Genomic DNA, 19825 nt, shown 5'->3' on the forward strand with positions numbered 1-19825 from the left:
TCATTGGATCCTTCCAATGCAAAAACCGGCTCCCAGAGGAGCCGGTAGGTTGTGCCCGAGGGGGGACTTGAACCCCCACGTCCGTTAATAGGACACTAGCACCTCAAGCTAGCGCGTCTGCCATTCCGCCACCCGGGCCGGGTGTTTCTAAGCCTTTCGGCTTGGCACCTGGATAACTATAGGGCCAGCCTCGCGCTGCGCACAAATCGCCAGCTCATCGCGCTTGTCGACGCCCCACCCGCCGACCCGGTATTGCACCGGTGTCATTTACCCGCCGAACATATTTCGGTATGAATTGACGTATGAGCAACTACACAGATTCCCGTTTCCCCGGACCCGACCCGTACGCCCCGCTGAAGAACCTTCCCACCTTCACGCTGACGTCGACCGACATCGCCGACGGCGAAAAGCTCAGCGAGGCGCAGGTCGGCGATGACGCCACCTCCCCGCAGCTGGCATGGTCCGGCCTTCCTGAGGGCACCAAGTCCCTGGCGGTGACCTGCTTCGACCCCGACGCCCCCACGGGCTCCGGGTTCTGGCACTGGTCCGTGTTCAACATCCCGGCCGACGTCACCGAGCTGCCATCCGGCGCCGGCGCCACGGAAGATTTGGGCGTTGGGGCGGTGACCTTGGCGGGTGATTCCGGCGTCACAGCGTTTTACGGAGCGAACCCTCCGGAGGGCCACGGGCCGCACCGCTACCTGTTCGCGGTGCACGCCGTCGACGTCGAGGAGCTGCCGGCCGACGAGATCGCCAACCCGACGCAGCTGGGCTTCAACCTCTACTTCCACTCCATCGGTCGCGCAATCTTATGGGGATGGTACGAGAACTAACCGGACGCGTCCGGTAGTCTCTGACGGCTATGATTCCGATTCAACTTCGCGTGGGTGGGGCGTTTCTCGCCCTCGCCGTCGTTCTGGTGATCTACGCCGCCGTGGCGTTCTTCCGCGGCCAGGCGGTCTTCGAGATCACCCCGCAGGTGCTCACGATCGCGGCCGCCGCGCTTCTCTTCGGAGCCAACGCCACGTTCGTGCGTGGCCAAAGTCGTTCGAGAGCCCAGGTGACCGCACTCGTCGTCGCCGTGGGCCTGGTGATCCTCGGAGTACTACTGCCCTCAGCCGCGCTGCTGGCCACCCCGACCTACTGGCTGCTCCTGTGGGCCGGAGCCGCGGTGGTGTGCGCCCTTATTTTGCGCCAGAGCGCCACGTAAGCTCACTGCCCACAGCCTCGCTGATCGAGCTCAAGCCGTGGGCCCGGACCTGCGCCGCGAGGCCTCGGTGAATCTGGCGGATCCAGCCCGGGCCGCCGTAAATGAACGGCGTGTACCCCTGCAGCAGGCTCGCTCCGGCTGCGATGCGCTCCCACGCCTGCTGCGCAGTTGAGATGCCGCCGACACTGACCAGCACGAGCTGATCTCCGACGCGGGCGTGAAGCCGTTTCAGGACTTCCAGCGAGCGATCGTTGAGAGGAACTCCCGAGATGCCTCCCGCGCCCAATGCCTCCACCTCCGCCGGATCCGTGGCAAGCCCGGCGCGGGAGATGGTCGTGTTGGTCGCCACGATTCCGTCGAGTGCGAGCTCCAGCGCGAGGTCTGCCACCGCGTCGACGTCCTCGTCGCTCAAATCTGGCGCGATCTTCACTAAAACGGGGGTGTCGGTTGCCTCTGCGACGGCGCTGAGGATGGGTCGCAGCTCCTCGACAGCCTGCAGGTCCCGCAGCCCGGGGGTGTTGGGGGAGGAGACGTTGACCACGAGGTAGTCCGCCAGCGGGCCGAGCACCGTTGCCCCGGCACGGTAGTCCGCCACAGCATCGGTGGATACCTTGTTTTTGCCAATGTTCACGCCGACGACGCTGTGTGGTGCGCGCTCGTCAAGGCTGGATGCAGCGGCGAGCGCGCCGTCGTTGTTAAAGCCCATCCGGTTGAGGATCGCCTTGTCCTGCGGCAGCCTGAAAAGCCGCGGGGCGGGGTTGCCCGGCTGGGGCTTCGGGGTAATCGTGCCTACCTCCGCATAGCCGAAACCCACTGCGGGCCAGGCGTTGACCGCTCGGGCGTTTTTGTCGAACCCGGCAGCCAGGCCCAGTGGTGCGGGAAAGGTGACGCCGAACAGGGACTGTTCCAGCACCGGGTCGTGGACGCGCACCACGCGTTCCATGGTTCGGTTCAGTGGCGCGGCGACGTGCAGCAGCCGCAGGGCACCCCCCATGATGCCGTGAATGCGCTCGGCGGGAACGCGGAACATGACGGCCAGCGCGGCGTCGTAGAGGTTCATGACGTTTTCTCCTTCAAAGTGCTCTTTTCCTCGGGCGCGATGATCTGCAGGCCGTCGCCGGAGGCGGATGCGATGACCAGGGTGCCGTCGTCAAGCGTGACCATGTTCTGCGCGTCGGCGACGGAGCGTGCCTCGGCAGCCTTCAAGGGCACGCCCTGCGAAATGTCGTAACCCTCGGCGGTGTTCGTCGCCGTCGAGGTGACCCAGGCAAGCGCGGACTCGGCGTCCCACGCCACAGCCCACGGGCTCGGCGCAACGGGGGCGGACTGCTGCAGCCGGATGATGTCGGAGACGGTGTAGACCAGCAGTTGGGATCCGGTGTTGTCGGCGGCGAGCACGAGACCGTCACTGGCGGTGGTAACCCCTCCCACACCGAGACCCACGCGCAGCGTCCCTCCTTGCCGGGCGTTTTCGAGGTCGAGGTCCTGAATCGTCGTGTCGAAATGGTTCACGCGCACGGCCGTGTCCGCAGCACCCTCTCGTGGCACGGTCAGCAGCTGGTCGGTCTCGCGGGCCACTCCGAAGGAGCTCACCTCCTCGCCGTCGCGGTACATGCGCGCTGTGCGATCGCGCGAAGATCCGGTCACCACATCCCCGGAATCAGTCATCGTCGCGACGGAAGCGGGTGCGGAAGTGTCGAAGCTGCGCTCACCGGAGGAATCGAAAATGCGCACCCGCCCGCCGCAGGCGACGACGAAGCTGCCGGCTCCTGCTGAGGCGTCGCCGCAGTCCGCCTCCAGCGCATACTGCGTGGCCGCACCGGCTAAAACCTGCTCGAGGGTGCCGACGGTCAGGCTGTCGCCGCTGCGCACCGCAAGTGTGTCCCCAGTGGCGTCGAGATCGTCTACCGCGGCGAAGTCGACGACGCGCCCGGCCGGGTCAGTCGCCGGCGGCGAGGGCTGCGCCACGGCGTTGCCCATGTTCACTGTCAGCTCACCGATGTCCCCGACGTCACCTCCGGTGGCGCCCTGGCAGGCTGAAAGGCCCACAGCTGAGGCGATGAGGGTGCCGGCGAGTGCGCAACGTCGTAGGGTTATCACGCCTTTTGACTCTAGCAACCGGTACCCGGGGGTAGCCTGAATGCTCATGAACGCAGCAACCGCCGCCGCGGAGCAGATGAGCTGGCTCCAGGTGATCGTCCTATCAGTCGTGCAGGGGCTCACCGAGTTCCTGCCCGTGTCCTCGTCGGGACACCTGCGCATCGTCTCGGAACTTTTCTGGGGCGAGGACGCCGGTGCGAGCTTCACCGCCGTGATCCAGCTCGGCACCGAGCTGGCTGTGCTGGTGTTCTTCGCCAAGGAGATCTGGCAGATCCTGACCGGCTGGTTCGTGGGGCTGCTTAACAAGGACAAGCGGGGCTTCGATTACCGCATGGGGTGGATGGTCATCGTCGGAACGATCCCGGTGGCGCTATTCGGCGTGCTGCTCAAAGACCTGATCCGGGAGAACTTTCGCAACCTGTGGATCACAGCCACGGTGTTGATCGTGTTCTCGCTGGTGTTCATCCTCGCCGAACGATTCGGCAAGAAGACCCGCGGGTACGACGAGCTGACCATGAAGGACGCGGTCATCATGGGCCTTTGGCAATGCCTGGCACTGATCCCCGGCGTGTCGCGCTCCGGCGGCACCATCTCCGGCGGCCTTTTCCTCAACCTGGACCGCGAGGTGGCAACCCGGTTCAGCTTCCTGCTCGCCATCCCGGCCGTGCTCGCCTCTGGGCTGTTCTCCCTGCCCGACGCGTTCGCTCCGCAGGCCGGCCAGGCGGCGACGGGCATGCAGCTGCTCGTCGGCAGTGGTGTGGCTTTCGTGCTCGGCTACGTCTCCATCGCCTGGCTTCTGAAGTTCGTCGCCAACCACTCGTTTGCCTGGTTCGCCGCTTACCGCATTCCGCTGGGTCTTTTGGTGATGGCGCTGCTCGGGGCGGAAGTGATGAGCCCCTTCTAAGGGTGGATGTAGGGTAGTTCCCATGCATTCTTGGCCCACCCCTGAGGTACCCGCGGTGAGCGGAACCCCGGTCGAACTGAAGCTCTACGACACCGCGGATCAGGTGGTCAAGCCGGTCGACACCACCCCGAACGCTCACGGCGAAGTAGGCATGTACGTCTGCGGCATCACCCCCTACGACTCCACGCACCTGGGCCACGCGGCGACGTACCTGACGTTCGATCTGGTGCAGCGCCAGCTGATTGCCAACGGCCACCGCGTCCACTACGTCCAAAACATCACCGATGTCGACGACCCTTTGTTCGAGCGCGCCGCGCGCGACGGCGTGGACTGGCGCGAGCTGGGCCAAAGCCAGATCGATTTGTTCCGTTCCGACATGGGAATCCTCGGCGTCATCCCGCCTCGCGACTACATCGGCGCGATTGAGTCCGTCAACGAGGTCATTGAGATGGTGGGCAAGCTTCTCGACGCCTCGGCCGCCTACCGCCTCGACCACGGCGACATCTACGCGTCCATCGACGCCACCGCCCAGTTCGGCTACGAGTCGAACTACTCCCGCGAGGAGATGGAGACATACTTCGCCGAACGCGGCGGCGACCCGGAACGCCCGGGTAAACGAGACCCGCTGGACGCGCTCGTGTGGCGCGGCCACCGCGACGGCGAGCCCGCCTGGGATTCCCCCTTCGGCCCCGGCAGGCCCGGCTGGCACATCGAGTGCTCGGCGATTGCGACGAACCGCCTCGGCGCCACGTTCGCCATTCAGGGCGGCGGCTCCGACCTCGCGTTTCCGCACCACGAGTTTTCGGCGGCGCACGCCGAGGCTGCCTACCGCCAGCGGCGCATGGCAACGCACTACGTCCACGCCGGCATGATCGCCCTCGATGGGGTGAAGATGTCGAAGTCGCTGGGAAACCTGGTCTTCGTGCACAAGCTCACCGAAAAAGGCCACGAGGCCAGCGCGATCCGGCTGGCGGTTTTTGCCGAGCACTACCGCACGGACCGCGATTTCTCCGACGCAATCCTCGTTGCCGCCGAGCAGCGCTTGGCCCGGTGGCGCGACAACCTGGCGCGCCCGGTGGGCCAGGTTGACGCTGCGGTGGTCGTCGATAAGCTGCGCGCTGCTCTGGCCGACGATCTCGATACCGCAGCCGCGCTGCGCATCATCGACGAGGCTGCGGGAGATCACGAGGGCGCCATCGCGCGCGCCATCGATGGGCTGCTTGGCGTGCGGGTCTAAGCGTTTTCGTCCACAATATGAGCATGACCATCCGCGAGCAGTTCCAAGACGACGTCGACGAATTCATCTCCGACCTCACCACTTTTGCCACTGGCTCCTACCTGCGCGATGAGGACAAGGAGTTGTGGGACGAGCCCTTCGACCCGAAAGTCCTTCCTGAGCTGAAGCAGAAGATCGAGGGCTTTCTCGACGCCCTCGAGCTGCTTGGCGACGACCCCGCCGGCGAGGACCTGAAGAAAGTCGTCGTGCCCTTCTACGCCTCGTTGAGCGAGTTCAACGCCGCGCACGCCAACGCCGTGCTGGAACCGGAGGAGAAGGCCGACCTGGAGTCGCTGGTGTTCCAGGCGGCCGCTGCCACCGGCGCCGACGATGAGGCGCTGAACGAACTTCCCGAGCTGGAGTAGCGTGCTACCTCTTGCGATTTTCTGGGACATGGACGGCACCCTCGTCGACACGGAGCCGCTGTGGGGCGTGGCCACGTACGAGCTGTCCGAAAAACTGGGCCGTCGGCTCACCCCCGAGCTGCGCGAAAAGACCATCGGCGGCAGCTTCGGCAACACGCTGGCGATCTGCGCCGCCCACGCTGGTGTCGAGCTCGGCGCCGGCGACTACGAGCGGTACAGGACATGGATGTACCAGCGCATGGCCGAGCTCACCTCCGGCGACCTCACACCCAACCCGGGGGTGCAGGGCCTGCTCGCCTCGCTGCGCGACAAGGGTGTGCCCATGCTGGTGACCACCAACACCGAGCGCGTGCTTGCCGACGCCCTCATAGACGCCGTCGGCCGCGATTTCTTCGTCGGCTCGATCACCGGTGACGAGGTCGAGCGCACCAAACCGGCCCCCGACATGTACCTGGAGGCGGCGCGCAGGGTCGGTTTCGACGCCCGCGACTGCCTGGTCTTCGAGGACTCCTGGGCGGGGATGAGCGCGGCCGCCGCCGCGGGGTGCCGCGTGCTCGGTCTGGCGGAAACGGTGCCGGAGGGCGTCGTCAGTTTTGATCCCGCCAACTTTGTCGGAGCCGCGCTAGAGGACGTTGCGCGGTGGTACGCGGAGATTGTGCAGCCGGTGCGATAGAGTAAACCCCCGTGAAAAACTTCGATGAACTATTCGCCGAGCTCTCCGCCAAAGCCGCATCCCGGCCGGCTGATTCCGGGACCGTCAAGGCCCTTGAGAAGGGGGAGCATTTCATTGGCAAGAAAATCATCGAGGAGGCCGGCGAGGTATGGATCGCGGCCGAGTACCAGTCCGACGCGGAGCTCGCCGTGGAGCTGAGCCAGCTCATCTACTGGACCCAGGTGATGATGCTCAAGCGCGGCCTGACCCCCGACGACGTGTACAAGTACCTCTAAACAAGAACGGATCACCATGATCAAGGTTGCAGTGCCCAACAAGGGCTCGCTGTCCGAAAAAGCCCTCGAGGTGCTCAAGGAGGCCGGCTACAAGGGCCGCGGCATCAACAAGTCCCTCAACGTCGTCGACGAGGAAAACGGCGTCGAGTTCTACTTCCTGCGCCCGAAAGACATCGCCATCTACGTCGCCCAGGGCCACCTTGACCTCGGCATCACGGGGCGCGACCTGGCCGCCGATTCCGGTGCCGACGTCAACGAGGTCATGTCGCTCGGATTCGGCTCCTCCACGTTCCGCTTCGCGGCCCCCTCCGATCAGCAGTGGAGCGTCGCGGACTTAGAGGGCAAGCGCATCGCCACCTCGTACCCGCACCTTGTGAAAAACTATCTCGCGCAGCACGGCATTTCGCCGAGTGACGTTACGCGCCTGGACGGGGCGGTGGAGATCGCGATCAAGCTCGGCGTGGCCGACGTCATCGCCGACGTGGTCTCCACCGGTGCCACGCTGCGCCAGCAGGGGCTCGCCCCCTTCGGCGAGCCGTTGATTAGCAGTGAAGCGGTGATCATCCGCCGCCGCGGTAATGCTGGCGGGCCGGATCACGACGTCCTGCTCAAGCGCGTCCAGGGCATCCTCAACGCCCAGAATTTCCTCATGGTCGATTACAACATCGCGCGCGACAACCTCGAGCGCGCCTCCGCCATCACTCCGGGTATTACCGGTCCCACCGTTTCCCCGCTGTCGCGCGAGGGGTGGGTGGCGGTGCGCGCGATGGTGCCGCGCAAGAAGGCCAACCAGACGATGGACGAGCTCGCCGCGGTAGGCGCGGAAGGCATCCTGGCCACGGAGCTTCGTATCGCGCGCCTCTAGTCGCCCGCCTTTGGTGGGTATCCTCACGGGTATGGCTACTCGCATTGAAGAAGACCTGCTCGGCACCATGGAAGTCCCCGCGGACGTCTACTACGGCGTGCACACGCTTCGCGCGGTGGACAACTTTCAAATTTCTGGCACCAAAATCAACGACATTCCCGACTTCATCCGCGGCATGGCGCAGGTGAAAAAGGCGGCCGCGATGGCAAACCGCCGCCTGCACGTCCTGCCAAAATCCAAGGCAGAGGCCATCATGTGGGCCTGCGACGAGATTACCGAACGCGGCCGCTGCCTCGATCAGTTCCCCATTGACATCTACCAGGGCGGCGCCGGTACCTCGGTGAACATGAACGTCAACGAGGTCATCGCCAACCTCGCGCTGGAGCACCTCGGCGAGGAGAAGGGCTCCTACGACATCATCAACCCCAACGACGACGTCAACATGTCGCAGTCGACGAACGACGCCTACCCGACGGGCTTCCGCCTCGGGCTCTACTACTCCGTGCAGGGCCTGTTGCACCAGCTCGACGAGCTGCAGAGGGCGTTTCGCGCCAAGGGCGACGAGTTCAACGACATCATCAAGATGGGTCGCACCCAGCTTCAAGACGCGGTGCCCATGACGCTGGGCCAGGAGTTCACGGCGTTTGGCTCTAACTTGGCGGAGGAGCAGCGCACGATTTCCAGCGCCGCGAACGCGCTGTTGGAGATCAACCTCGGTGCCACGGCGATTGGCACCGGCATCAACACCCCGAGCGGGTACCGCGACCAGGTGGTCGCGGCGCTGCGCGAAGTCACCGGCCTTGACATCCAGGCGTCGCCGGACCTGATCGAGGCCACGTCCGACACGGGCGGTTACGTGATGATGCACTCTGCAATCAAGCGCGCCGCGATGAAGCTGTCGAAGATCTGCAACGACCTGCGGTTGCTGTCTTCTGGCCCGCGCGCCGGCCTCAACGAGATCAACCTCCCGGAGCGTCAGGCAGGTTCGTCGATCATGCCGGCGAAGGTTAACCCGGTCATTCCCGAGGTGGTCAACCAGGTGTGTTTCAAGGTCTTCGGCAACGACATCACCGTCTCCATGGCCGCCGAGGCCGGCCAGCTGCAGCTCAACGTGATGGAGCCGGTGATCGCCCAATCTCTGTTCGGTTCCGTGAAGCTTTTGAGCAATGCGTCGGCGACCCTGCGTGAAAAGTGCGTTACCGGCATCACGGCCAACCGCGAGGTTTGCGAGTCATACGTGGCCAATTCGATAGGCATCATCACCTACCTCAACCCGCTGATCGGACACCATAACGGCGACCTGGTGGGCAAGGAAGCCGCCCGCACGGGGCGCGGGGTGCGCGAGCTGGTCCTGGAAAAGGGCCTACTCACAGAAGAAGAGCTCAACCGGGCGCTCAGTAAAGAAAACCTGATGCACCCTGAGTTCCGCGGCAAGCTGTACCTCGACGACTAATTTCCCGTCTAGCCGGGCCAGCCGGGATAGTCGGGCGGGGTTCCGTCGAACGCGGGGCAGATGTCCTGGAAGGGGCACCAGTTGCACAGCTTCGAGGTACGCGGCCGGAATCGGCCCTCGCGCCCGTCTGCCTCGATTTTCGCCCACAGCTCGCCCAGGTCGCGCTCGAAGTATTCCAGCTCCTCGCGCGATGGGGTCAAGATCATCGAGTCGACCACTTTGAGGTACATGAGGCGGAGCTGGGTGGGGATTGCACCGAAGAACCGCCAGTACACCAGCGCGTAGAAACGCATCTGAAACTGCGCGTCCGCGGAGTAGCGGGGCAGGGGCTTCTTGCCCGTCTTGTAGTCGACGACGCGCACCTCGCCGGTGGGTGCGACGTCGACGCGGTCGATGAAGCCGCGCACGGGGACGCCGTTGGGCAAGACCCCGTCGACGTACATTTCCTGCTCGGTGGAGTCGAAGCCGAGCGGGTTCTCCATGTGGAAGTAGCCGCGGATCAGCGTGCGGGCGTCGACAAGCAGCTGCTGGCGGTCGCTGATGGGCTCGGCGACTTCCGGGTCCTGCTCGATAAGACGCTCCCACGCCGGCACGATCGCCTTCACGGCGGCGGGGTAGGTGCGTTCTTCGCGCCGCCAGCTGTGCATTTCCTCCAGCACGGCGTGGACCAGCGTGCCTTTGACTTGGGCCTCAGTTTTGGGCTCGGGGAGGCGATCGATGGCGCGGAAGCGGTAGAGCAGCGGGCACTGCTTGTAGTCGCTGGCGCGGGAAGGGGAAAGGGCGAGTGGTCGAGAAGTCATTGTGCCACTCATCTTAGAGTGGAGGTATGACACTAAGCGTTACCGCAGACTTCCTGAAGTTCCTCGACGCCAGCCCGTCAGCCTTCCACGCCGCGAGCAACGTCGAGAGCTTGCTTGTCGACGCCGGCTACGCCCCGGATTCCGAGCTCACCCCCGGCGGGCACGTGGCCGTTGCCGGAGGTGCGGTGCTGGCGTGGTGGGTGCCGCACAACCCGAACCCGCGGGTGCGCATCGTGGGCACGCACACAGACTCTCCGGGGCTGATGGTCAAGCCGGATCCGGATTTCGTGCGCGAGGGGTTTTCGCAGGTGGCGGTCGAGGTCTACGGCGGCCCGATCCTGTCGAGCTGGTTCGACCGTGACATCCGGTTCGCGGGACGAGTGGTGACCAAGGATGGCTCGGTGTCCCTGGTGGACACCGGCGCCGTGGCGCGGGTGCCGAACCTCGCCATCCACCTGACACGGGGCGCGGACTCCGACATTGACCGGCAGGTCCACCTGCAGCCCATTTTGGGCGGGGACCTGCCGTTGTCCGAGCTCGTCGCTCACGCCGCCGGGGTTACTGCGAGCGATGTTGTGGCGCACGAACTGATCTCGGCGGATTCGCAGCCGGCCGCGGTTGTCGGCGACTCGATCATGTCCGGACGCCTCGATAACCTGTCCAGCGTGTTCGCCTCCGTTAAGGCCCTCCTTCGGGCGCAGGACGACGCCGAGGACTTTCTTGTGCTCGCGGCGTTCAACCACGAGGAAGTGGGCTCGGCGTCGACGACGGGTGCCGGGGGACCGTTGCTCGAAAGACTTCTGGCGCGCATCGCGGCAAGCGTCGGCGATCCGCTGCGCTTCTACGCCGATTCACTGGCGGTGTCGGCAGATGCCGCGCATTCGGTGCACCCGAACTACCCGGGCAAGCACGACCCGACCCATCGCCCGTTGCTGGGCAAAGGCCCGGTACTCAAGCTCAACGCGAATCAGCGCTACGCTTCGGACGCGGTGACGTCAGCGGCGTGGATCAGGGCAGCGCGGGCGTCGAACGTTCCGGTGCAAACATTCGTGGGCCACAACGACGTCCCGTGTGGTTCGACCATCGGTCCGATTTCGTCGACACGGCTGGGCATCCCAACGGTCGATGTCGGTGTTCCTCTTTTGTCCATGCATTCGGCGCGCGAGCAAGTAGGCGTCCAAGACATTGCCTGGTTTACTGAGGCACTAACCTCATTCTTGCGGGGAGACTAGGCAGTTGCACCGTGCGCCCGCCGCCGACCCCCACGGCGGCGGGCGCGTTTACAGTGTGACCTCTTGCTTTTCCGGTTCCTAGTCTCGCCTTATTTTCTATCAGTGGACGATCAGTCACGCAACCGGACAGACGAACTTTATGCACCAAGGAGATCTGATGTACTCAGGACCGTTCCAAGCTGGCGACAAGGTCCAGCTCACCGACGCCAAGCGCCGTCATTTCACGATCGAGCTGGTGGAGGGCGGGCAGTTTCACACGCACAAAGGCATCGTCGCGCATGACAACATCATCGGCATCGATGAGGGCAGCGTGGTTCGCTCCTCCCTGGGATCCGATTACCTGTGCTTCCGCCACCTGCTCGTGGACCATGTGCTGTCCATGCCGCGCGGAGCTGCAGTGATCTACCCCAAGGACGCCGCACAGATCCTCGTCGAGGGCGACATTTTCATGGGTGCTCGCGTCCTCGAAGCTGGCGCCGGTTCCGGGGCGCTTTCCATGTCTCTGCTGCGCGCCGTCGGCCCAGAAGGAAAGGTGTTCTCCTACGAGATCCGCGATGACCACTTCGCGTTCGCGCGCGACAACGTCGCGGAATACTTCGGTGCGGAACCCGCCTGGTGGGAGCCGCGGTTGGGTGACTTCGGCGAAGTGACGCAGGAGGATCTCGGCGGGCCCGTCGACCGGATCATTCTGGACATGGTCGAGCCGTGGCTGTTCATCAACACCGTCAAGGAACTCCTCATTCCCGGCGGGGTGTTCATGACATACGTGGCCACGGTGCCGCAGCTAATGAACATCATGGAGGCGATCCGCGAAGCGAAGTGCTTCACGGAACCCAGGGCGTGGGAAACCTTGCTGCGCGAATGGAAGGTGGAGGGGCTGGCGACACGCCCCGAGCATCGGATGAACGCCCACACGGCCTTCCTGGTGTGGACCCGCAGGCTTGCCGACGGTGTTACGCCCCCGCGTCCGCAGCGCAAAGCACGCAGGTAGGGTGGGCTTATGATTGAGGACGACGCTTTCGGCCCGCAGCTGCGCGAACTCAAGCGCGAGAACCAGGCGATGGGCGCCCGCAATAAGCAGCTCGCGGAGCTTCTGAAGGCTTCCCGCGACAAGCTCAACGACCTGTACGCCCAGCTTGAGTCTCTCGAAGAGCCCGCTAACCCCTACGGTGTCTACCTGTCTGGGTCGCGCAAGGGCATGGAGGCTGAGATCTTCACCTCGGGGCGGCGCATGCGCGTGAAGGTTTCGCCGAACGTCGCCCCCGGCTCGCTGGTTCCGGGGACGCTTGTCCGGCTTGGCGACGGCACCGTGATCGTCGAGGCCTGCGGTTTCGACAGCGCGGGCCAGCTCGGGACGATGGTTGAGCGCATCGGCACGGATCGTGCTGTTGTCGCCGATCAGCAGGGTGGCGAGTCGCTTGTCCATCTCGCCCAGCCCCTGCTCGACACCGCCCGCTCGGGTGACACCCTCTTGTTCGACCCCCGCGTTGGCTTCGCCTACGAACGCGTGCCTAAAACCGAGGTCAACCAGCTGTCGTTGGAGGAAGTGCCGGACGTGACCTACGCCGACATCGGCGGGCTGTCCACCCAGATCGAAACGATCCGCGACTCGGTGGAGCTCCCGTTCGTGCACCCGGAGCTGTACAAGGCCTACGACCTCGCTCCGCCGAAAGGCCTGCTGTTGTACGGCCCGCCCGGCTGCGGCAAGACACTCATCGCGAAAGCCGTTGCGAACTCGCTGTCCAGCAGGATCGGTGAGGGCGGTTCGGCCCACTTCATCAACGTCAAGGGCCCGGAACTGCTGAACAAGTACGTCGGCGAGACCGAGCGCCGCATCCGGCTGATCTTCGAGCGCGCCCGCGAGCTCGCCTCCGAGGGCCGGCCGGTGATCGTTTTCTTTGACGAGATGGAATCGATCTTCCGCACCCGCGGCTCCGGGGTTTCCTCCGACATGGAAACCACGGTCGTGCCGCAGCTGCTCACCGAGATCGACGGCGTAGAGGGCCTCGCTAACGTCATCGTCATCGGCGCGACCAACCGCGAAGAACTCATCGACCCGGCAATCCTGCGCCCGGGCCGCCTCGACATCAAAATCCGCGTCTCCCGCCCCACAAAGGACGAGGCCAAAGACATCTTTGCGCGCCACCTCACCGAATCCGTCCCCCACGCGGAGCCCGTGCCCTCGCTTATCGACGCCGCCGTCGACGCCCTCTTCGCCCCGCGCCCGTTCGTCCGACTCGAGCTTGTCGACGGCTCCACCGAAATGCTCCACTACCACGACTTCGTCTCCGGGGCGATGATCGCGAACATCGTCGCCAGGGCGAAAAAGCTGGCCATTAAGGACCATGCATCGGGGGCGTCGACTAGTGGCTTGAGCGCCGAACACCTGCGCATCGCGGTTCGAGCGGAGCAGGACGAGAACGAAGACCTGCCGAACACTGCAAACCCCGACGAATGGGCGCGCATCACCGGGCGACAGGGCCGACGCGTCGTCTCCGCGGAGGTCGTGGGGTAGTCGGTTCGAGTCCGCAATGCGGACTAGCCCGGTGGCTTGCAGAGTCCGCAATGCGGACTAGCCCGGTGGCTTGCAGAGTCCGCCATGCGGACTAGCGGGGTGGCTTACGGAGTCCGCAATGCGGACTAGCCCGGTGGCTTGCAGAGTCCGCAATGCGGACATTCACCTCCCAATCGCACCTGCAGCATGACACTCGAAAAAGTCCGCAATGCGGACTTTCACTGAACATTATAGCCATTGCTATGAAACGAATTTCCCCAGCTCACAGTACATGTCGCAGGCACTTGATACGGTACGCGCATAACCACATCGAACAGTTGATCTAGTCCTTGGGGGAAACATGTCAACACCGACCACCGAACTCAGCCAACATCAATCGCCGTCCGCAATCGTTGAAGCGATTCAGCAGGGCTTCGGGTCATTCACACGCAAGAAAGCCACGGTGCTAATGGCAGTCGCGCTCTTCGACGCGCTTAATCTCGCAACCCGCTACGGTTCGCCCTCCACTGCGCAGTGGATGGTTCGGACGCTCTCGCTGTCGAATTCGTCGGCACACGAGTACGTCAAGGTCGCCAGGGCAATGTTGGAGTACAACCTGTTGTCGAGCGCCTTTTTGGAAGGACGTATTTCCTATTCCAAGGTGCGTCTGATCCTCCCGCATTTGACCGCAGATAATGAAGCGGAACTGGTGGAGCTCGCCGAGTCGATGACCTATCACGAACTAGAGCTCGCGCTGCTGCGTTACCGCAAAGAGGGTGACAGCCCTGCGCGCAAGTCGTATGTGCGCCTGAAGGCGCGAGGCGACGGAAGAATAGGTTTGTGGGCTGACTTCAACGCCGCGGAGGGTGCGCGCGTGATGGCGGCGATGAAAGTCGGCGAGTTGGCGTGGCACGAAGTGGATTGGGAGGCATTGAGGGACCCCAGCGGGCAGATCGATGACGACTTAGTCGATGCCGAAATTGAGCAGCGCAACACCGGCTGTTCAGGGTTCGGCCTGCCCCTGGGTGAGGCCCTGGTCAGCGCGTTCATGGGCGTCGTCAATATCGCTCTGACGCGACCGAAGAACCCGCTGCGCGCGCCTGGTGCGCACGTCAATGTGGTGATGACAACCGACGGTGGCGCCTATCTCCCCAACAACCCCGGCGCCCCGTCGGATGCGGTGAAGAATTTCCTGAGCAACGCGTCCTACAGGGTTAATCGGGTTGATGGGGAGGGTCTCGTCCTCAATACGGGCCGAGCGTTCCGCCTGGCCAACGATGCCCAGGTCAACGCCCTTATGCTGATGTGGCGCGGTCGTTGCGCGATGCCGGGGTGCTCTCACACGCGCTTCATCGAGATGCACCATATCCACGATTGGGCCGACGGCGGCGTATCGGACTTGGACAACTTGTTGCCCCTGTGCTCGTTCTGTCACAGCCTCGTCAGCGACGGGGCCATCATCGTCCGCAAGGAACTGGGTGATATCCACTTCGTCTTCACGGACGGCACCAGGTACGTCAGTCACAACCGCGCCTTGCCGGTGCGCGATGACGACGCGCTCACCCTCGATGAGTTCAACTCGGCCGCGTGGTGTTAGCTGCCGAAAAGATGCCCACTACACGCTCAAAATCGGCCTCGCTCAAGTGCCCGAAGCTCAACAGGAGCCCATCGCTTATCGACGCTCCCACCACGCCACACTTAGCCAGCCACGCAACGAACGCGTCGTGCGCGGGCGCGTCAGGGAATTTGACGACGAGGTCGACACCAAACGAATGCTCCTGCTGGATTGCCACGGCCCCACATGCACGCAACGCGGGAAGAACGCACCTGCCCAATGTTCCTTTGCGCTCGGTGAGTCGCTTATGCGTCGACTTGGTGTTGCGTCGCACGAATCCCCCTTCGAGCAGGTGCGCGATGGCGTACTGGGTCACGGGCGAGACCGGCATGCCCAGGGTGTCTCGCGTTTCCCGGAGCCGGTCGCTCGTTGCGGCGTCGGCCACAACGTAGCCCGCGCTGAGCTGTCGGGTGAGCAGAGTAGAAAAGGTGCCCAGAGCAATCACGCTGGCCTTCGAGGGCAAAGTGCCCAGGGTAGGCAGAGGCGAGACACGGTATCGCAGCTCGCTGTTGAAGTCGTCCTCGATGAGGACAACGCCACGCTCGGCGGCCCAGTCAAGCAGCGCCGCGCGCCTGGTCGCGGGCATGGAACCGCCGATGGGGTAGAGGTGGGAAGGAGTCACCAGCAGCGCGTCCAGTCCCTCGGGCAAAGCCGAAACGACGAGCCCCTTATCGTCGGTTTCGCACGACACCGCGGTGTGTCCGGCGAGTGGAATGACGTTGCGCAGCCCCGGGTGCCCAGGCGTTTCCACGCCGACGTTGAGCGTGCGCCCGAGCGACATGAGAATGAGCAGCAGACCTTCGCGTGACCCGCCGGTGACGAGCACACTGTCGGGATGGACGACGAGCCCGCGCGCGAGGCGAAGGTGCTCGGCAATCGCATGCCTGAGCTCGGGCTGGCCCGAACGATCGAGCACCGCCGGAGCACGAGAGGCCGCCTCGCGCCACGCGCGACGCCACGCGGCCGGGCGGATCGCACCTGCTGTACCCGCGGACGGCTTGAGAGAGATGGGGCGATCCGTGCGTGAGCGCTCGAGGGTGGTGCGCGTGGGTGGGGGCGTCGATACGCGGCGCAGCTCAGGGTGGACGACCGTGGCTGCGCCCTGCGAAGACTTCAGCAATCCCTCGGAAATAAGCTGGTCATATGCGGTAACAACGCTGCCGCGAGACACGCCGAGCTGGCCGGCGAGCTCGCGCGTGGACGGCACCCGGTCGCCTGCGGCAAGCTGCCCGGACGCGACGAGTCCCCGCATCCCAGATGCGATCTGCGTGGGGATGCTGGTGGGGTGGTGGCGGTCGACGTGAAACAGAACTGGTCCAAAAAAATAGGTGATAAGTGGCACTGGAAATCTACCAGTTAGCGGGCCACCATGGTTACATGAGTGAAAATACTGTGAAGTCAGGGCTCGCCCAGATGCTCAAAGGCGGCGTGATCATGGACGTCGTCACGCCCGAGCAGGCGCGCATCGCCGAAGACGCCGGCGCGGTCGCTGTCATGGCGCTCGAGCGGGTGCCCGCCGATATCCGCGCCCAGGGCGGAGTCGCCCGCATGTCGGATCCGGACCTTATCGAGGGCATCATCGAGGCCGTCGACATCCCCGTCATGGCCAAGGCACGCATCGGGCACACGGTCGAGGCGCGCATCCTCGAACACCTCGGCGTGGACTACATCGACGAGTCCGAGGTGTTGAGCCCCGCAGACTACGTCAACCACATTGACAAGCGCCCCTTTACCGTGCCCTTCGTCTGCGGTGCCACCAACCTCGGCGAGGCGCTGCGACGCATCAACGAGGGCGCAGCCATGATCCGCTCCAAAGGTGAGGCCGGCACCGGCGACGTCTCCGAAGCCACCAAGCACATCCGCACCATCAAGGCGGAGATCGCCAAGCTGCAGTCCGCCAGCCGCGACGAGCTCTACGTCGCCGCCAAGGAACTCCAGGCGCCCTACGACCTCGTCGCGCACGTCGCCGAGCACGGCGAGCTGCCGGTCGTGCTGTTCACAGCAGGAGGCGTGGCGACGCCCGCCGACGCCGCTCTGATGATGCAGCTCGGCGCCGACGGTGTCTTCGTCGGATCCGGCATCTTCAAGTCCGGCGACCCGGCCGCGCGCGCCGCCGCGATCGTCAAAGCGACCGCCGCGTGGGAGGACATCGCCGTGGTCACCGAAGCCTCGCGTGGTCTGGGAGAAGCCATGGTGGGCATCAACGTCGGCGACGTGCCCGCGCCGCACCGCCTCGCCGAACGCGGATGGTGAAGGTCGGGGTCCTCGCGCTGCAGGGCGGGGTGCGAGAGCACGTCGACATGCTCGAAAGCCTCGGCGCCGAGGTGACGCTTATGCGCCGCGCGGCCGAGATCGAGGGTCTCGACGGGATCGTCATCCCGGGCGGGGAGTCTTCAACCATCGACCGGCTTTTGTGCATTTTCTCGCTTGACGACGCCCTGCGCACCGCCCTCCGAAACGGCACGCCCGTCCTCGGGACCTGCGCCGGCCTGATCACGCTGGCCACCGAGATCGTCGATCCCGCCCCGGAGCAGCGCAGCCTGGGAATCATTCCGATGCGGGTGCGCCGCAACGCTTTCGGCCGTCAGATCGACAGTGCCGTTGAAGTCATCGACAGCGCGTACGGCCAGGTCAAGGCCGCGTACATCCGCGCACCTGAGGTTCTCGCCGTCGGCGAAGGAGTCAGCGTCATCGCAACGAAAGGGGAGCGCATCGTCGGCGTGGAAAAGGACAACGCCCTGGCGGTGAGCTTCCACCCGGAGCTCACAGGCGACACGACCATTCACGCGAGGTTCTTGGAAAAGGTGCGCGGTTAGAACCTCCCACTGCCGTACTGTTAGTTAGGTGTCAGACACGACTAACAACGCAGTTCGCTACATGGGCACCGAAACCGAATACGGCATCACCTCGCCGAGTGATCCGAGCTTGAGCCCCATCGTCACCTCCACCCACGCCGTGGTCGCCTACGCGGCGCTGCACACCGGAGCGCGAGCGCGCTGGGACTACGAGGACGAGGCCCCTCTGAAGGACGCCCGGGGCTTTGACCTGCGCCGCTACCACACGGTGCCGATTGTCGACGCCAACGCGATAGGCGTGGCCAACGTGGTAACCTCCAACGGCGCGCGATTCTACGTCGACCACGCACACCCCGAATACTCCTCGCCGGAGGTGTCCAACGCATTCGACGCAATGATCTACGACGCCGCCGGCGATATCGTCTTAAACGATGCCGCCGCCAACATCAAAGACTTGCACGAGCAGCAGGTGAGCGTGCTCAAGGGCAAGGAACCCTGCCCGCCGCTGAAGTTCTACAAAAACAACGTCGACGGCAAGGGCGCCTCCTACGGCAGCCACGAGAACTACCAGTACTCGCGCCACACCGATTTCGGGGTGCTCGCCAAGGCGCTCATCCCGTTCTTCGTCACCCGCCAGGTCATCACTGGCGCCGGCCGCGTCGGTATCGGCCAGGAAGGAGAGCGCGAAGGATTCCAGATCTCGCAGCGCGCCGACTACTTCGAGCAGGAAATCAGCCTGGAAACCACCCTGAATCGAGGGATCGTCAACACCCGCGACGAACCGCACGCCAACGAGGAGCACTTCCGCCGCCTCCACGTCATCGTCGGTGATGCAAACATGAGCCAGTACTCGAATTTCCTCAAACTCGGGATGACCAAGCTCGTTCTCGACGCCATCGAGGGCGGGGTCGACTTTTCCGACCTCGCGCTCACCAACCCGGTCGCGGAAATCAGGGCCGTCTCGCACGACCCCAGCTGCACGCACGAGCTCTCGCTTGTCGACGGCCGCCGCGCCAGCGCCATCGACATCCTGGGCGTCTACCGCGAACGGGTGGTCGCCTCGAGCGACGTCGACAAGCAGGTGCTCGAGCTGTGGGGTGAGCTTCTCGACGACCTCGCGCACGACCCGTTGAGCACCGCCGACCGACTCGACTGGACGGCGAAATGGGCCCTCGTCGGCGCCTACCTCAAGCGCGGCGTAGACATCGCGGACCCGAAGCTGAAGGCGCTCGACCTGCAGTACGCCGACATCGATCCCTCCACATCGCTCTACCACGCCCTGGTGCGCACAGGCAGGATGCGCACGCTGGTCAGCACCGAGACAATCCAGCGCGCGGCCACAGTACCGCCGGCGGACTCGCGCGCCTACTTCCGCGGCGCGGTGAGCACGTCGTTCGGCGACTCCATCCTCGCCTCGAACTGGCAGGCCGTGCTGTTTGACACGCAGCAGGGTCCCTACAAGGTGCGCATCGACGACGTCGATAGCTTCACGCGCGCCGACGTCGGAGAACTCATCGAATCCGCGCACAGCGTCGACGAGCTCGTTGCCGCCCTGAAGGCTGCGAACCGTTAAGCTCTAAACATGGCACAGCAGCAGATTCACGGCGGATCCGGCAACGGTAGCGAGGACGAGGGAGCATTCGAGGCGGGCCAGGCGCAGCTCAACACGAGCGGCACCGACGACCTCCTCGACGAGATCGACGCATTGTTGGACAACAACGCCGAGGAGTTTGTTCGCTCCTACGTGCAAAAGGGCGGAGAGTAGCCC

At 64.6% G+C, this 19825-nt stretch carries 21 protein-coding genes and 1 tRNA gene; 17 read left to right on the forward strand and 5 right to left on the reverse strand.

Translation table 11 applies throughout. The features are described 5' to 3' along the window. Positions 1-52: 52 nt before the first annotated feature. Positions 53-138 (reverse strand) — tRNA-Leu (locus HMPREF0298_RS06375). A 164-nt stretch (positions 139-302) separates the two neighbouring features. Here HMPREF0298_RS06375 and HMPREF0298_RS06380 point away from each other — a divergent pair. Continuing rightward, a complete protein-coding gene (locus HMPREF0298_RS06380; RefSeq protein WP_006840308.1) occupies positions 303-833 on the forward strand; it encodes a YbhB/YbcL family Raf kinase inhibitor-like protein in 531 nt (176 codons plus the stop codon). Between the two features lie 29 nt (positions 834-862). After that, the gene (locus HMPREF0298_RS06385) at positions 863-1210 is read left to right on the forward strand and encodes a hypothetical protein (protein ID WP_006840309.1); all 348 of its coding nucleotides are present in this window, start codon (positions 863-865) and stop codon (positions 1208-1210) included. Here the strand turns inward: HMPREF0298_RS06385 and HMPREF0298_RS06390 are convergent. Both HMPREF0298_RS06390 and HMPREF0298_RS06395 read right to left on the reverse strand, forming a co-directional pair. After that, entirely contained in the window at positions 1185-2270 is a 1086-nt protein-coding gene (locus tag HMPREF0298_RS06390) for a quinone-dependent dihydroorotate dehydrogenase (RefSeq protein ID WP_006840310.1), read from the reverse strand. The two genes, HMPREF0298_RS06385 and HMPREF0298_RS06390, sit on opposite strands and share 26 nt — an antisense overlap. Further along, positions 2267-3310 (reverse strand): hypothetical protein, encoded by a 1044-nt coding sequence (locus HMPREF0298_RS06395; protein WP_245527450.1) that lies wholly within the window; start codon positions 3308-3310, stop codon positions 2267-2269. The genes HMPREF0298_RS06390 and HMPREF0298_RS06395 overlap by 4 nt, the downstream gene beginning before the upstream one ends. 46 nt (positions 3311-3356) lie before the next feature. On the opposite strand from HMPREF0298_RS06395, the gene HMPREF0298_RS06400 reads away from it, so the two are divergent. Genes HMPREF0298_RS06400 through aspA form a run of 7 tightly spaced genes read left to right on the forward strand, consistent with a single transcriptional unit; the run spans position 3357 to position 9121 of the window. Further along, positions 3357-4214, forward strand: a complete 858-nt coding sequence (locus HMPREF0298_RS06400; RefSeq protein ID WP_040422762.1) for an undecaprenyl-diphosphate phosphatase — start codon at positions 3357-3359, stop codon at positions 4212-4214. Positions 4215-4236: 22 nt separating this feature from the next. Continuing rightward, a complete protein-coding gene (mshC, locus tag HMPREF0298_RS06405; protein ID WP_006840313.1) occupies positions 4237-5451 on the forward strand; it encodes a cysteine--1-D-myo-inosityl 2-amino-2-deoxy-alpha-D-glucopyranoside ligase in 1215 nt (404 codons plus the stop codon). Between the two features lie 23 nt (positions 5452-5474). Beyond that, positions 5475-5855, forward strand: coding sequence for a hypothetical protein (locus HMPREF0298_RS06410; protein ID WP_040422764.1), 381 nt, complete (start codon positions 5475-5477; stop codon positions 5853-5855). Between the two features lies 1 nt (position 5856). Beyond that, entirely contained in the window at positions 5857-6528 is a 672-nt protein-coding gene (locus HMPREF0298_RS06415; RefSeq protein ID WP_280985042.1) for an HAD family hydrolase, read from the forward strand. Between the two features lie 11 nt (positions 6529-6539). Further along, positions 6540-6803, forward strand: a complete 264-nt coding sequence (locus tag HMPREF0298_RS06420; protein WP_006840316.1) for a phosphoribosyl-ATP diphosphatase — start codon at positions 6540-6542, stop codon at positions 6801-6803. Positions 6804-6819: 16 nt separating this feature from the next. After that, positions 6820-7668, forward strand: a complete 849-nt coding sequence (hisG, locus tag HMPREF0298_RS06425) for an ATP phosphoribosyltransferase (protein ID WP_006840317.1) — start codon at positions 6820-6822, stop codon at positions 7666-7668. A gap of 31 nt (positions 7669-7699) precedes the next feature. Then, positions 7700-9121, forward strand: coding sequence for an aspartate ammonia-lyase (aspA, locus tag HMPREF0298_RS06430; protein WP_006840318.1), 1422 nt, complete (start codon positions 7700-7702; stop codon positions 9119-9121). 8 nt (positions 9122-9129) lie between these two features. Here aspA and HMPREF0298_RS06435 read toward each other — a convergent pair whose 3' ends face one another. Continuing rightward, positions 9130-9921 carry a RecB family exonuclease gene (locus HMPREF0298_RS06435; protein ID WP_006840319.1) on the reverse strand — a complete coding sequence of 264 codons (792 nt, stop codon included), beginning with the start codon at positions 9919-9921 and terminating at the stop codon, positions 9130-9132. Positions 9922-9947: 26 nt separating this feature from the next. Here HMPREF0298_RS06435 and HMPREF0298_RS06440 point away from each other — a divergent pair, with 26 nt between their 5' ends. From HMPREF0298_RS06440 to HMPREF0298_RS06455, 4 genes are all read left to right on the forward strand, one after another. Next, complete coding sequence (locus HMPREF0298_RS06440; protein WP_006840320.1) at positions 9948-11153, forward strand: M18 family aminopeptidase; 1206 nt, start codon at positions 9948-9950, stop codon at positions 11151-11153. A 154-nt stretch (positions 11154-11307) separates the two neighbouring features. Further along, complete coding sequence (locus HMPREF0298_RS06445) at positions 11308-12144, forward strand: tRNA (adenine-N1)-methyltransferase (protein WP_211205429.1); 837 nt, start codon at positions 11308-11310, stop codon at positions 12142-12144. A gap of 9 nt (positions 12145-12153) precedes the next feature. After that, positions 12154-13668 (forward strand): proteasome ATPase, encoded by a 1515-nt coding sequence (gene arc, locus HMPREF0298_RS06450; protein ID WP_006840322.1) that lies wholly within the window; start codon positions 12154-12156, stop codon positions 13666-13668. A gap of 340 nt (positions 13669-14008) precedes the next feature. Then, complete coding sequence (locus tag HMPREF0298_RS06455; RefSeq protein ID WP_006840323.1) at positions 14009-15244, forward strand: HNH endonuclease signature motif containing protein; 1236 nt, start codon at positions 14009-14011, stop codon at positions 15242-15244. Here HMPREF0298_RS06455 and pdxR read toward each other — a convergent pair. Further along, positions 15222-16604 (reverse strand): MocR-like pyridoxine biosynthesis transcription factor PdxR, encoded by a 1383-nt coding sequence (pdxR, locus tag HMPREF0298_RS06460; RefSeq protein WP_006840324.1) that lies wholly within the window; start codon positions 16602-16604, stop codon positions 15222-15224. The genes HMPREF0298_RS06455 and pdxR overlap by 23 nt on opposite strands. Positions 16605-16639: 35 nt before the next feature. On the opposite strand from pdxR, the gene pdxS reads away from it, so the two are divergent. The 4 genes from pdxS (at position 16640) to HMPREF0298_RS06480 (ending at position 19822) form a co-directional block, all read left to right on the forward strand. Further along, entirely contained in the window at positions 16640-17515 is an 876-nt protein-coding gene (gene pdxS / locus HMPREF0298_RS06465) for a pyridoxal 5'-phosphate synthase lyase subunit PdxS (protein WP_006840325.1), read from the forward strand. After that, positions 17509-18078 carry a pyridoxal 5'-phosphate synthase glutaminase subunit PdxT gene (gene pdxT, locus HMPREF0298_RS06470; RefSeq protein ID WP_006840326.1) on the forward strand — a complete coding sequence of 190 codons (570 nt, stop codon included), beginning with the start codon at positions 17509-17511 and terminating at the stop codon, positions 18076-18078. Before pdxS ends, pdxT begins: the two co-directional genes overlap by 7 nt. Positions 18079-18139: 61 nt before the next feature. After that, entirely contained in the window at positions 18140-19630 is a 1491-nt protein-coding gene (gene dop, locus HMPREF0298_RS06475) for a depupylase/deamidase Dop (RefSeq protein WP_006840327.1), read from the forward strand. A gap of 9 nt (positions 19631-19639) precedes the next feature. Next, entirely contained in the window at positions 19640-19822 is a 183-nt protein-coding gene (locus tag HMPREF0298_RS06480) for a ubiquitin-like protein Pup (RefSeq protein WP_006840328.1), read from the forward strand. Positions 19823-19825: the final 3 nt, after the last annotated feature.

Origin of the sequence: Corynebacterium lipophiloflavum DSM 44291, assembly GCF_000159635.1 — a bacterium.
Taxonomy (GTDB): domain Bacteria; phylum Actinomycetota; class Actinomycetes; order Mycobacteriales; family Mycobacteriaceae; genus Corynebacterium; species Corynebacterium lipophiloflavum.